13 protein-coding genes are annotated in these 14,216 nt (G+C 36.1%); all 13 read left to right on the top strand.

Annotation, left to right across the window (positions count from 1 at the left end):
- The first annotated feature begins 9 nt into the window (after positions 1–9).
- The 13 genes from N0B48_RS22485 (at position 10) to N0B48_RS22425 (ending at position 14,182) form a co-directional block, all read left to right on the top strand.
- Positions 10–909: an NAD(P)/FAD-dependent oxidoreductase gene (locus tag N0B48_RS22485; protein ID WP_259841704.1), complete on the top strand. Its 900-nt coding sequence runs from the start codon at positions 10–12 to the stop codon at positions 907–909.
- Between the two features lie 401 nt (positions 910–1,310).
- The gene (locus N0B48_RS22480; protein WP_034729278.1) at positions 1,311–1,637 is read left to right on the top strand and encodes an ArsR/SmtB family transcription factor; all 327 of its coding nucleotides are present in this window, start codon (positions 1,311–1,313) and stop codon (positions 1,635–1,637) included.
- 57 nt (positions 1,638–1,694) lie between these two features.
- The gene (locus N0B48_RS22475) at positions 1,695–2,168 is read left to right on the top strand and encodes a DUF6428 family protein (RefSeq protein ID WP_259841701.1); all 474 of its coding nucleotides are present in this window, start codon (positions 1,695–1,697) and stop codon (positions 2,166–2,168) included.
- Positions 2,169–2,190: 22 nt separating this feature from the next.
- Complete coding sequence (locus N0B48_RS22470; RefSeq protein ID WP_259841700.1) at positions 2,191–2,808, top strand: low molecular weight phosphatase family protein; 618 nt, start codon at positions 2,191–2,193, stop codon at positions 2,806–2,808.
- On the top strand, positions 2,805–3,839 hold the full coding sequence (gene arsB, locus N0B48_RS22465) for an ACR3 family arsenite efflux transporter (protein WP_259841699.1): 1,035 nt from the start codon (positions 2,805–2,807) through the stop codon (positions 3,837–3,839). The genes N0B48_RS22470 and arsB overlap by 4 nt, the downstream gene beginning before the upstream one ends.
- A gap of 132 nt (positions 3,840–3,971) precedes the next feature.
- On the top strand, positions 3,972–5,237 hold the full coding sequence (gene glyA, locus N0B48_RS22460) for a serine hydroxymethyltransferase (RefSeq protein WP_259841698.1): 1,266 nt from the start codon (positions 3,972–3,974) through the stop codon (positions 5,235–5,237).
- A 58-nt stretch (positions 5,238–5,295) separates the two neighbouring features.
- On the top strand, positions 5,296–5,772 hold the full coding sequence (locus N0B48_RS22455) for a regulatory protein RecX (protein ID WP_259841697.1): 477 nt from the start codon (positions 5,296–5,298) through the stop codon (positions 5,770–5,772).
- A complete protein-coding gene (locus N0B48_RS22450; protein ID WP_259841696.1) occupies positions 5,769–6,896 on the top strand; it encodes a DegT/DnrJ/EryC1/StrS family aminotransferase in 1,128 nt (375 codons plus the stop codon). Before N0B48_RS22455 ends, N0B48_RS22450 begins: the two co-directional genes overlap by 4 nt.
- 121 nt (positions 6,897–7,017) lie before the next feature.
- Entirely contained in the window at positions 7,018–8,946 is a 1,929-nt protein-coding gene (locus N0B48_RS22445) for a polysaccharide biosynthesis protein (protein ID WP_259841695.1), read from the top strand.
- Between the two features lie 37 nt (positions 8,947–8,983).
- A complete protein-coding gene (locus N0B48_RS22440; RefSeq protein ID WP_259841693.1) occupies positions 8,984–9,805 on the top strand; it encodes a polysaccharide biosynthesis/export family protein in 822 nt (273 codons plus the stop codon).
- A gap of 7 nt (positions 9,806–9,812) precedes the next feature.
- Positions 9,813–12,206: a GumC family protein gene (locus N0B48_RS22435; RefSeq protein WP_259841692.1), complete on the top strand. Its 2,394-nt coding sequence runs from the start codon at positions 9,813–9,815 to the stop codon at positions 12,204–12,206.
- The gene (locus tag N0B48_RS22430) at positions 12,206–13,501 is read left to right on the top strand and encodes a nucleotide sugar dehydrogenase (RefSeq protein ID WP_259841691.1); all 1,296 of its coding nucleotides are present in this window, start codon (positions 12,206–12,208) and stop codon (positions 13,499–13,501) included. The genes N0B48_RS22435 and N0B48_RS22430 overlap by 1 nt, the downstream gene beginning before the upstream one ends.
- A gap of 96 nt (positions 13,502–13,597) precedes the next feature.
- A complete protein-coding gene (locus N0B48_RS22425) occupies positions 13,598–14,182 on the top strand; it encodes an acyltransferase (protein WP_259841690.1) in 585 nt (194 codons plus the stop codon).
- The last annotated feature ends 34 nt before the right edge of the window (positions 14,183–14,216 follow it).

Below are 14,216 nucleotides of genomic sequence, written 5' to 3'. Positions count from 1 at the left end.
TCATCATTCATGAAAAACTACGACGTTATCATCATAGGAGGAAGTTATGCCGGATTATCGGCCGGAATGTCTTTGGGAAGGTCATTAAGAAATGTTCTGATCATCGACAGTGGAAAACCCTGCAACAGACAAACTCCGCATTCACATAATTTTATTACCCACGACGGAAAAACACCAAAGGAAATTTCTGATCTTGCCCGCGAACAGGTTGCCGCATATGATACCATAGAGTTTCATGAAGATTCCGTAGTTAAAGTAAAAAAAACGGACGAAGGCTTCGAAGCAGAAACGCATGGTGGTGAAAAGTTCAATGCTAAAAAACTAATCCTGGCTTCAGGGGTGAAAGATCTCATGCCCAATATTCCCGGATTTGCAGAATGTTGGGGAATTTCAGTGCTGCATTGCCCTTACTGCCATGGGTATGAAGTGAGAAATGAAGTAACCGGAATACTTTCAGATGGTGATATGGCTTATGACTTTTCAAAACTGGTGTACAACTTAACGAAAGATCTTTATTTATTGACGAATGGCCCATCGGTTCTTTCCAAAGAGCAAAAACATAAACTGGCCGAGAATAATATCATCCTGGTAGAAGATGAAGTTGAAAAAATTGAACATGAAGGTGGGCAAATCCGGAAAATTATTTTTAAGACCGGAAAAGAAATTTCTTTAAAGGCTTTATATGCCAAAATACCATTTGAGCAGAATATCAATGCTTCCGGAGATCTCGGCTGTGAACTTACAGAACAGGGTTTTATCAAAGTTGACATGATGCAGAAAACAAATATTCCGGGTGTTTTTGCATGCGGAGATAATGTAACCATGATGAGATCTGTCGCTAATGCTATAGCGCAGGGAAATTTCGCCGGAGCAGTAGTCAATAAAGAACTTACAGAAGAAATATTTTAATTTATCCAGTTGGGAAGAGAGGTTGGAAGTTTTGTTTAGACGGATAATTTTCTGACAAACTAAAGGACTTAGTTGTTTTTTTAGAGTATAGTGACTTCCTTCTTCCATCCTCTGGCTTCCTTTCTTATCATCTTCGGAATTTCATATTCATATATTATAAATTGGTGCGGTCCCTGTAGAAATTTTCTGCAGGGATTTTGTTTGTCTGAACTGGGTTCAGGTTGGAAGTTGGAAGAGGGAGGCTGGAAGTTACTATTAGACATTCATTTTTAACAGTTACCTTAAAATTTGATGAAAACAAGCTTAGTCATTGATCTTCAAACCTCCTGACCTGATAAAAATGACTAAAATATTTTGCAGTAAAAATTTATTATCGTAATATTGCGATATAATTAAATCTTATGGGAGCTACAAAAACAGATTTCTTTACGGACGAGCAGAACAAAATAGCGGTCATTGCAAAAGCTTTAGGGCATCCGGCGAGAATTGCCATCATTGAATACCTTCTTAAAGTCAATGAATGCATCTGCGGGGATATCGTGAATGAACTTCCTCTTGCACAGCCTACCGTTTCCCAGCACCTTAAAGAACTTAAAAACGCAGGTCTGATCAAAGGAAATATTGAAGGAAATTCCGTATGTTATTGTATTGATGAAAAAGCTTTTGAAATTTTAAATGCTTTCTTTTCAAACATTATTTCCACGGTGAAAAAGCAGAACTGTTGCTAAAAATTTTTTGACTTTCATTATCGTAATATTGCATTATAACAATTTAAACAAAAATCTATGAAATTATCAGACATTAAAAACATTTTACCGGCATTGGACAATGTAGAATTCCAGCTGGAGAACGGAAAATTAGTCCCGGAACATTTCCATGTAACGGAAGTAGGGATGGTAATTAAAAACTTTATCGACTGTGGAGGAACCATCAGAAAAGAAGAAAGAGTGAATTTCCAGTTGTGGGACGCAGATGATTTTGAACACCGTCTGAAACCTGGAAAACTGCTTCATATCATCAATCTGTCCCAAGAAAAGCTAGGGATCGGAGATTTTGAAATTGAAGTGGAATATCAGGACCAGACCATTGGAAAATATGATCTGGAATTTAACGGTAAAAACTTCGTGTTAAAAAATAAACTGACTGCGTGTTTAGCTAAAGATGCATGTGGAATTCCTCAGGAAAAACAAAAGATAAACCTGAGCGAGTTGAAAGCTGATCAAAACTCCTGCTGTACACCAGATTCGGGTTGTTGCTAATATTAATCTAATTACAGTTGAAATGTATCCTAAATTGCTACAACAGATAGAAGAAATTCTTTTGCTAGAGATCACTGACGAAAGAAAAGCGGTATTGCAACCCCTAATCGATTTTATAGAAAAGAAAAAAAGAAACCGGGAATCAATAGATATTAATTTTATCTGTACTCACAATTCACGGAGAAGCCATCTTGCACAGATCTGGGCGCAAACTGCCTCTGCTTATTTTAACATTTCCGATGTACACTGTTATTCCGGAGGGACGGAAACCACGGCTTTATTTCCTAAAATTGCCGAAACATTAGTAGAAACCGGTTTTCATATCTGGAAACTAAGTGAAAGTGAAAATCCTGTGTATGCAATAAAATATTCCGAAAATGCTTTGCCGCTTATTGGATTTTCTAAAAAGTATGATGATATTTTTAATACGGACAGCGGTTTTGCAGCAGTGATGACCTGTTCTCAGGCAGATGGAGGCTGTCCCTTTATTTCAGGGGCAGAAAAACGGATTCCCATTACATTTGAAGATCCGAAAATTTCAGATGGACACCCCACACAAACCGAGACGTACAAAGAAAGAAGCAGGCAGATTGGTGCAGAAATGTTTTATGTTTTTTCAAAAATAAATAATGCAGAATGAAGTCTAAATTAAAACTTCTCGACAGATATCTGACCCTTTGGATCTTTCTGGCCATGCTGACGGGCATTGGTTTGGGATATTTTTTTCCCGGCGTTTCTGTGATAACCAATTCATTTTCTTCGGGTACTACCAATATACCTTTAGCGGCCGGACTGATCCTGATGATGTATCCGCCGTTGGCGAAAGTGGATTATGCCTTATTACCTCAAGTATTCAGGGATAAAAAAGTAATATCCGTTTCGTTACTGTTAAATTGGATCGTAGGACCTGTTTTAATGTTTGTATTGGCGGTTATTTTTCTTAAAAATGAGCCGGACTTTATGATAGGGCTAATTCTGATAGGGTTGGCAAGATGTATTGCGATGGTGATTGTCTGGAATGATCTGGCTCAGGGAAACCGGGAATATGCCGCTATGCTGATTGCTTTGAACAGTGTTTTTCAGATTGTTTCCTATAGTTTTCTGGTATGGCTGTTTATTAATGTGCTTCCGCAGAAATTAGGACTCGGTAATTTTAATGTTTCAGTACCCATCCGGGATGTTACGGAAAGTGTTTTGATTTATCTGGGAATTCCTTTTTTAGCAGGTTTTTTAAGCCGCTATTTTCTCACAAAATGGAAAGGAAAAGAATGGTACAGCCGGAAATTTATTCCAATGATCTCGCCTGTTACTTTATATGCTTTACTGTTTACAATTGTCTTAATGTTTAGCCTGAAAGGAGATAAAATACTGGAGCTGCCCATGGATGTTGTCAAAGTTGCCATTCCGCTGATCATCTATTTTGTACTGATGTTTTTCATTAGCTTTTCGATTAACAGATTGATTAAAGTACCTTATGATAAAAACGCTGCCATTGCGTTTACGGCGACGGGAAATAATTTTGAATTGGCTATTGCGGTGAGTATTGCTGTTTTTGGAATTCATTCCTCGCAGGCGTTTGTCGGGGTTATTGGTCCTCTTGTGGAAGTTCCTGTATTGATTGTCTTGGTTAAGGCGAGTTTATACCTGAAAAAGAAATACCAACTGAAGTAAAGGGAATTACGAATAATAGCAGATTCAAACTTAAAACCCAAAATTTTGGTCTAAAATCATACTTTCTGATACAGAAATCTTAAGGGAAATTCCGTACATTTGGGGTGAAAAATTTCAAAAACTAAAAGTAAAATGGACATTATTTTCGACCTGATTGAAAAAGAAAGACAAAGACAAGCCCATGGATTAGAGCTTATTGCGTCAGAAAACTTTGTTTCTGAGAACGTGATGAAAGCAATGGGAAGTGTACTGACCAACAAATATGCTGAAGGATATCCCGGAAAAAGATATTACGGAGGTTGTGAAGTAGTAGATGAGGTTGAAACATTAGCCATCAACAGAGCAAAGGAACTTTTCGGTGTAGACTATGTCAACGTACAGCCGCATTCCGGATCTCAGGCTAATGCTGCCGTTTATCTTGCAGTTTTGAAAGCAGGAGATAAAATCATGGGAATGGACCTTTCAATGGGAGGACACCTTACTCACGGTTCAGGAGTGAACTTCTCCGGAATTCAGTATCAGGTGGTTTCTTATGGGGTTCAGAAAGAAACCGGACTTATCGATTACGATCAGATGAGAGAAGTGGCTTTAAGAGAAAGACCAAAAATGCTGATCGCAGGTTTCTCTGCCTATTCAAGAGATTTGGATTATGCTAAATTCAGAGAGGTTGCAGACGAAATCGGAGCAACGCTTTGGGCAGATATTGCTCACCCGGCCGGTTTAGTAGCTAAAGGATTATTAAACTCTCCATTCGAGCATTGCCATGTAGTAACTACCACTACGCACAAGACTTTAAGAGGTCCGAGAGGAGGAATGATCATGATGGGCAAAGACTTCGAAAATACATACGGGCACAAAACCCCGAAAGGAGAAACGAAGATGATGAGCCAGGTATTGGACGGCGCTGTATTTCCAGGAATTCAGGGTGGTCCATTAGAGCACGTTATTGCTGGTAAAGCAGTTGCTTTCGCTGAAGCTATCGACGGTCAGTTTGAAACGTATGCCAAGCAGGTTCAAGCTAATGCAAAAGCATTATCAAAAGCGATGATCGACAGAGGTTTCGATATTGTAAGTGGAGGTACAGACAATCACTTAATGCTGGTAGATCTTAGAAATAAGAATGTAAACGGAAAAGAAACGGAAAAAGCGTTAGTACTTGCAGATATTACATGTAACAAAAACATGGTTCCTTTTGATGATAAATCGCCGTTCACGACTTCCGGTATCAGACTGGGAACTGCAGCGATCACTACAAGAGGGCTTAAAGAAAATGATATGGATACGATTGCAGGACTTATTTCTGATGTTGTAGACAATATCAAAAATGAAGAAGTTATCGGTTCTGTAAGAAAGAAAGTAAATGAACTGATGGAAGGCAGGGCTCTGTTCAACTATTAATTTAATGTAACATTATAATAAAGAATGGGCATCTTGTCCATTCTTTTTCATATCTATTATGGAGAAAAAGTCTTTCACTTTTGATGAAATAAAACTGAAACTGGTGAACTATTGTGTTTATCAGGACCGTTGTCACGCAGAAGTTGAACAGAAAATGCGGGAATTCCTGCTGATCGAGGAGGCTAAAGATGAGATCATCCTGTACCTTCTGAAGGAAAATTATCTGAATGAGGAACGATTTACAAGAAGCTATATCAGAGGCAAATTTTACATCAAGCACTGGGGCAGGAATAAGATCAAAATGCACCTGAAGCAGAAACAGATCACCGAAAAGCTCATCAATAGCTGTTTTGATGAAATACACGAAGACGATTACGAAAAAATGATTAGAAAAATATTTGAAGACTATTCCTCAAAACAGAAAGGTTTGCAGGAATATCAGAAAAAATCCAAAACGATAAAATATTTAATGAGCCGGGGTTTTGAATATGAGAAAATAAATGATACTTTTGAAGAAACATCAGCAGATAATTGAAAAAAGAAAAGATTTGGCTGTCACCTCCGCATATGGGCGGAAATGAGCTTAAATATATACAGAACGCATTCGATACCAACTGGATCTCTCAATACGGCGCCAATATAGATGAATTTGAGAATAGCCTTGAAAACTATTTAGGAAACAATTCTCATGTTACAGCCTTGTCCTCCGGAACTGCAGCCATTCATCTGGCATTGCGACTACTTGATGTTGAAGAAGGTGATTTTGTTATTTGCCAGTCTTTCACTTTTGTAGCTACAGCCAACCCAATTCTCTATCTTAAAGCTATTCCTGTATTTGTTGATAGCGAAAACGAGACCTGGAATATGTGCCCGGATGCATTGGAAGAGGCCATAAAATACTGTATTCAGCAAGGGAAAAAGCCAAAAGCGATTATCACTGTATCTTTATATGGAATGCCTTTCAAAGTAGAAGAGATATTTCGGATCTCAAGAGAATATGAAATCCCTATCATTGAAGACAGTGCGGAAGCTCTTGGAAGTAAGTATAAAGGCCAGCTGTGCGGAACTTTTGGGGATATATCTGTAATAAGTTTTAACGGAAACAAAATTATTACTACCGGAGGAGGAGGAATTTTAATATCAAAAAATATTTCAGTTAAAAACAGAGCGCTTTTTCTAGCTACCCAGGCTAAAGACAAGGAAGAATTCTATAGTCATTCTGAGGTAGGATATAACTACAGGATCGATAATATTGCGGCAGGAATCGGAAGAGGGCAGTTGGAAACATTGGAAGAAAAGATCAATCAACGGAGAAAAAATCATGATTTTTATCAAGGTATGGTGAAGAATAATGATAGTGTTGAACTTTTTTCTGCACCAAATAGTGACTTTTATTCTAATTATTGGCTCAATACTATTATCCTGAAAAATAATTTATCAAAAGAAAAAATAAAGAGTGAGTTTTCACGGAATAATATAGAAACCAGATATCTATGGAAGCCAATGCACTTGCAACCCCTATATAAAGGATATAAGTTTTTCGGAGATAATTTATCTGGTACACTTTTTGACGCAGGACTTTGTTTACCGTCAGGGACCAATTTAACGGATGAAAATAGAGCCAGAATTTCTGAAGTTTTAGAAAATGAAATTCACTAAATTTGTTTTTTTAAATTTAAGTAATAGATGAGATTTTATTTTAATTTTGCATCGTACTTTAAAATTATTATTAATAAAAATCGGGTTTAGTCCCATTTAAATATGAACACAAATACAGACAATGTACAGCTCTCTTAGAAAAAAAATATTTGGAGGTGATAATGTTGTCAATCTCTCAGATGTAAGATATCTTCCCAGATGGATAATACTTGTAATAGATATTATTATTCTGGTAATGTCTTTATTTCTATCTACCTACACCATTGAAAAAATTACTCAGAAAGAGTTTATTTATCATGAAGATAAAAGTGTTGTTTTTGCTTTTATTATACTGATAAACACTATGTTTATGTATTTTTTTAAGACCTATGCAGGGATTATAAGGCACTCTACCTTTATTGACCTTTTCAAGCTTCTGATCTCCTGCTTTTGTACTATGACAGTAGTAGGCCTCGTTAATCTTATTTATTTCTGGTTTACAGGAGGAAAGTTCATATTAACTCCTTTTCTTATACTATATTTTATAATATCCTTCATGGGGCTGTTTCTCTTTAGACTATATGTTAAAGAGTTTTTTCATATTGTGAGAGAATACAGGAGAAGTACTTTAAAAAAGAGAATATTAGTACTTGGTATCGATGAGCAGTCTATTGCTATAGCTCGTGCCATTTTGGATAATCCCAGTCTGCCTTATCAGGTAGTAGGATTTCTTACTCAAAGAACCGATTCCAAAAGGGCGTCGTTATTAGGAAAACCTATTTATGAAAAAAGAAGAATAGAGGAGGCTACAAAAGAAGACCTTATCATTGATGGTGTTATTATCGTTAAAGAAATGATGTCTAAGGATGAGATGAATTCGTGGGTGAATTTATTCTTGGAAAAAGATTTAAACATATTCAAAGCTCCTTCTGTACAAAAATTAAGAGACAGTGATTTAGGGGGTGCAATACGAAACCTTCAAATCGAGGATCTTCTCAACAGAAAGCCTATTAAAATTGAAAGTGAAGAAGTTAAAAGCAGACACTTTAATAAATATATACTGGTAACTGGTGGTGCAGGTTCTATAGGAAGTGAAATCGTAAGACAGGTAGCACAGTTTAATCCTTCACTGATCGTTGTTTTGGATCAGGCCGAAACACCGCTATATGATATTGAACTTGAAGTTAAAGAGAAGTTTCCTCATATCAGATTTAAATTTGTTTTAGCAGACGTTTCCAATATACACAGGGTTGAGCCATTGTTTCAAACCTATAATTTTTCAATGGTTTACCATGCTGCGGCCTATAAGCACGTTCCATTGGTGGAAGAAAATCCAAATGAGGCCATTCGTGTCAATGTTTTGGGATCAAAAAATATAGCTGTTTTATCCAGCCGTTATAAAGTGAATAGATTTGTAATGATCTCCACAGATAAGGCTGTAAATCCTACCAACGTGATGGGGGCTTCAAAAAGAGCAGCAGAATTATTTGTTCAGTCTTTACAGCATGTTGATGGAAATACAACAAAATTTATTACGACTAGATTTGGAAATGTATTAGGATCGAACGGTTCTGTTATTCCTCATTTCAAAAAACAAATTGAGGCAGGTGGTCCTGTTACGATCACCCATCCTGATATTGTAAGATATTTCATGACAATTCCAGAAGCCTGTGAACTTGTTCTTCAGGCGGGAACAATGGGGCAAGGTGGAGAAATCTTTGTTTTCGATATGGGAGAGCCTGTAAAGATCTTAGACTTGGCAAGAAGAATGATAAAGCTATCCGGTTTTGAACCTAATATTGATATAAAAATCATATATACTGGTCTACGGCCAGGAGAAAAGTTATATGAAGAATTGTTGAGCGATGATGCAAAAACACTTCCTACTCATAACGAAAAAATTATGATTTCTAAAGATCCTATGAAATCATTCTCTGAAATAGAAAGCCTGATAAATTTGATTACAGATGCTTCAGTAATGGAAGAAAAAGTGGACGTAGTAAAGATGCTGAAGATTATTGTTCCGGAATTTAAGAGTAATAATTCGATCTACGAAGTATTAGATAAATAGCAAAAATATAAATGTATATTTGTACAATTTTTAAAATATGAAGGGAAAAATATTAGCAATATCTCTTGCATTGATGCTGGTTTCCTGCAAGGTAAACCAAAGTAAGCCAAATGACTTGAACTATATGCAGAATATAGAGAAGGTTGCTATAGAAGCATCGGAAAAAAATTCTAAACCCACAATACAGGTAGGGGATCAGCTTATTATTCTGATCACAGCGAAAGATATGGATGTGGTAAAACCGTTCAATCAAAATTATTCTTCTTCTGAATTGGTACAGAGTAATAGTTTCGCGGGTAGTAATACACCTAATCAAGGTGCTACAATTCTTTCAGGCCCTACGTATATTGTAGATGCTGATGGAAACGTAGATTTCCCCATTTTAGGTAAGATAAACACATCCAATAAGAGCTTAGTAGATTTTAAAGAGGAACTTAGAACGCGAATGGAAAAATACGTGATTAATCCTACTTTAAATGTGAGACTTGCTAATTTCAAAGTAACTGTATTAGGAGAAGTTAACAGACAAGGAGACTATACCATAACAAACGGGCAGGCAACCATATTAAATGCCTTAGGACTTGCTGGTGATTTGACATCATATGGAAAAAGAGAAGACGTACTGGTGATCAGAACGGAAAATGGAGTTGTTTCCCATGGACGTGTGAATCTTCGTGATGGTAATTTAATCAACTCACCATACTATAATCTAAAACAAGGGGATGCCATTATTATCTCTTCCAACAATACAAAAGACGTTTTAGCAAAACAAAACCCAAATACAGGACTTATCTTAACAGGTGTTTCGATTGCAGTTACGGCTGTAGCAGTAGTAGTAAGTTTATTTAATAAGAAATAAAAAATTGATGGATAACCAGCAGCCTTCACAATTTTCAGAAGCAGAAAGCAGTTCAAGCAATATTAATATTAACGAAATCATAAAACCGTTTCTCCGGAAGTGGCCTTGGTTTTTTCTAAGTGCATTTGCAGCACTTATTATAGGATATATTTCACTAAAGTTCATGGTGCCGGTATATGACGTACAGTCTACAATACTGATAAAAGATGCCAAAAATTCTTCTTCACCAGTACCTAATGATCTTGGAATTTTGCCCGACCTATCCGGTCTAGGTGGATTAAAAACCAACAGTATCGCCAATGAAGTAGAGATACTAAAGTCTAAAAAGATGATGCGGGAGGTGGTTATCAATCAGAATCTTCAGACAAATATTATTGCAAAAGGCAGAGTTACTACTTTAGAATTATATAAAGAAACTTCTCCTGTTGATATAAAGGTGATTTCTGAAAAACAAGGTAAAGGTCCCACTAATACTGTAAAATTAACAATCGATAATGAAAAGCTGATTATTAGTTCTGAAAAATTAGATAAGGAAATTGTTACTACTTATGGAAAAACAATTGGTCTTCCGTTTGCTAATATCATTATAACAAAGAATCCAAAATTTAATCCGGCTGAAATTAAAGGAGTAGACACAAAAAACCTGTTACTTCAAATTTCTACGTTGGAAGCAAAAGTAAACAGTCTTCAAGGTGCTCTTGATGTGACCCTTGCCACCAAAGATGCAACTATCGTTAAACTGGGACTGAAATATCCTCAGATTTCAAAAGCCAAAGATGTTCTTAATACTCTGGTAATAGCTTATAATAACGATGCTATTTCTGATAAAAATTCAGAATCAGGAAAGACTCTTAACTTTATTGAAGATAGAATTAAAAAGCTGTCAGGTGAACTTGGTGAAGTTGAGAATCAAAAAGAAAGTTTTAAAGCGAAAAATAATCTTACCGATTTAGAAACTGAAGCTAAAATTAATTTAGAAAGTTCTGCTGCTGCAAGAGCAAAACAGCTGGATGTAGATGCTCAATTGGAGCTTACAAATGCTCTTATAGGTTATGTGTCAAAACAAGGACAATACCAGATTCTTCCGGCTAATGTAGGATTAAACAACCCCGAAGCTACCAATGGTATTTCTACATATAACCAGCTTATTTTACAAAGAAACAGACTTCTTGAATCTGCTACTGATGAAAACCCTACGGTAGTGGATGTTACGAAACAGATCAATTCTGTGCGAAGCTCAATTACGCAAAGCCTTCAGAGAAATAAAGTTGGTCTTGAACTTGCAAGAAACGAATACTTAGGTGAACAGAATAACGTTTCCGGAAAGATTTCAAAGCTTCCTTCAATCGAAAAAATGTTTAGAAGCATAGAAAGACAACAGCAGATAAAAGAAAATTTATATCTTTTACTCCTTCAAAAAAGAGAAGAAACTGCCATTGCACAATCTATTGTAGCACCTAAGGCAAAAGTAGTTGACGCAGCATATGCATCTCCTGCTCCTGTCTCTCCTAAAAGCAGTGCAGTTCTTATGGCTGCTTTAGCCCTTGGATTATTGCTTCCTTTTATCATTATTTACCTGAGACTGCTTCTTAATAATAAGGTAGTTACTAAACATGACCTGGAGAAATTAGTTCATGCCCCTGTCATTGCAGAATTGCCAAGTCTTGAAAAAGGAGATTCAGATATTGTTCAGATGAATGATATTAATCCTATGGCAGAAGCTTTCAGAATTCTTATTACAAATATGAACTTTATGCTTCCTAAAGAAAAGAAAAGCAAAGTTGTATTTGTTACATCAACGGTAAAGGGAGAAGGGAAAACGTTTGCCTCAGTGAATTTAGCTTTAACATTAGCTAATCCTAAGAAAAAAGCCATTATTATAGGTTCAGATATTAGAAACCCACAGCTTCAGAGATATAATCCTGCTAGAAAAGGGCTTACTGGGCTTACTGAGTATCTTTACAGTGATCAGACCAAGTTGGAAGAAATTATTCATGTATCATCTTTCAATCCTCATTTAGATGTTATCTATTCTGGAATGATTCCGCCAAACCCGACTGAATTACTGTCTAATGGCCGATATGAAGCACTTTTAAATGAGTTGAAGGAAAAATACGAATATATTATCTTGGATACTGCACCGCTTCTTCTGGTAACAGATACATTCCTGATTGCTGAGCTTGCTGATGTAACTATTTATGTTTCAAGATCTAAATATACTGAGAAAGCACTTCTGGAATTCGCCAATAATAATATTGATGCCAGTAAGATTAAAAATGTTGGATTTGTTCTAAATGATGTAAGCAGCGAAAACTTAGGATACAATAATAAGTATGGTTATGGATATAATAACCACAAAGAACAGACATGGTTTGAAAAAATTAAAAATAAATTTAGCTAATGATAAAAACATATAAAATAGCGGTTATTGGGCAAGGCTATGTAGGGCTGCCTTTATCTTTAGAATTTGCCAGTCATTATCCTGTTTTAGGATTTGATATTAATGTACTAAGAGTGGATCAGCTTAATGATGGGTTAGATATAACACTTGAAGCTGAAATTGAAAAACTCAATGAAGGTTTAAAAAAATATAAAGAGTCCAACGGGAGTTTAGGATATAAAGCAACCAGCCAATTGTCTGAAATTGCGGATGCTAATGTTTTTATCGTAACAGTTCCAACACCTATTGACAGATATAATGCTCCAGACTTAAACCCTCTTATTTCTGCATCTAAAATGCTTGGAGGGATTATTAAGAAAGATGACATTATTATTTATGAATCTACGGTTTTCCCTGGCTGTACAGAAGAAGAATGTGTACCGGTTCTGGAAAAACATTCAGGACTTAAATTCAACGAAGACTTTTTTGTAGGCTATTCTCCGGAAAGAATCAATCCGGGTGATAAAGTAAACACCCTTACCAGTGTGAAAAAAGTAACTTCAGGATCTACTGAAGATATTGCTGAAGAAGTAGACCAGCTATATAAAAAAATTATTACTGCAGGAACGCATAAAGCACCAAGTCTTAAAGTAGCAGAAGCATCAAAGGCAATAGAAAATGCACAGCGTGATGTTAACATTTCTTTTGTGAATGAACTTGCTTTAATTTTTGACAGAATTGGCATTGATACCAATGATGTATTGGAAGCTGCAGGAACAAAATATAACTTTCTTAAGTATAAACCTGGTTTAGTAGGAGGGCACTGTATCTCGGTAGACCCATACTATCTGGCTCATAAAGCCGAACAGTTAGGATATCATCCCGATGTTATATTGTCAGGAAGACGTGTCAATGACTCTATTGCAAAATTTGTTGCTTCTAAAGTGGTAAAACTTCTTATTGCAAAAGGAGGTGTAATCAAAGATTCAAATGCACTGATCTTGGGAGTTACCTTTAAAGAGAACTGTCCTGACGTAAGAAACACAAAGGTGGTTGATATTTATAAAGAACTTACAGATTACGGAATCAATGTAGATATCTATGATCCATGGGCAAGTACGGAAGAAGTAAAACATGAATATGGAATTGATATTCTTGATACTCTTCAGAAAAACAAAAAGTATGAATCCATCATTATAGCTGTTTCTCATAATGAATTTCTTACTATGGACCTTAACGAGCTGAAGAAAGACAATGCAGTGGTTTTTGACACCAAGGCATGTCTGGACAGAAACTTGGTAGACGGAAGGCTATAGAAAGATAAGCCCCGAAATACTTTATTGTTGAAACGAAATATCATTGTTATAAGCTTCAATTGTATAATTCCTTCTTGATATATTTTAAAGTGTAATATGGACCAAACTGATTTTTTTGTACATGAAACAGCCATTATAGACGGTGAATGTACAATTGGAAAAGGAACAAAAATTTGGGCTTTTTCTCATATTATGCTCAACTGTATTTTAGGTGAAAGATGTAATATTGGACAAAATGTGGTGATTTCTCCTAAAGTAGTTTTAGGTAATAATGTCAAAGTTCAAAATAACGTTTCCATCTATGAAGGAGTAACATGTGACGATGATGTCTTCTTGGGGCCCTCAATGGTTTTTACCAATTTGATTAATCCCAGGAGTGCTGTAAGCAGAAAGAAAGAATACATGAAAACTCATGTAGGTAAAGGGGCAACCATTGGTGCCAATGCAACAATTATTTGCGGAAATACCATCGGAAGATATGCTTTTATTGGAGCCGGTGCTGTAGTAACAAAAGAGGTACCCGATTATGCTTTGGTAATGGGAAACCCCGCAAGACAGATTGGATGGATGAGTGAATATGGACACCAACTTATTTTCGATGAAAAAGGAACAGCAGTATGTGAGGAAAGTGGACAGAAATACCAACTTATAGATAATATAGTTTCAAGGATCCTGGTTTGATCGTACCGAAAAAAAATAACGGTATTGACTAGCG

This window comes from Chryseobacterium herbae (genome assembly GCF_025154075.1).
Lineage (GTDB): Bacteria > Bacteroidota > Bacteroidia > Flavobacteriales > Weeksellaceae > Chryseobacterium > Chryseobacterium herbae.
This window is presented reverse-complemented; position numbering and strand designations above follow the sequence as displayed.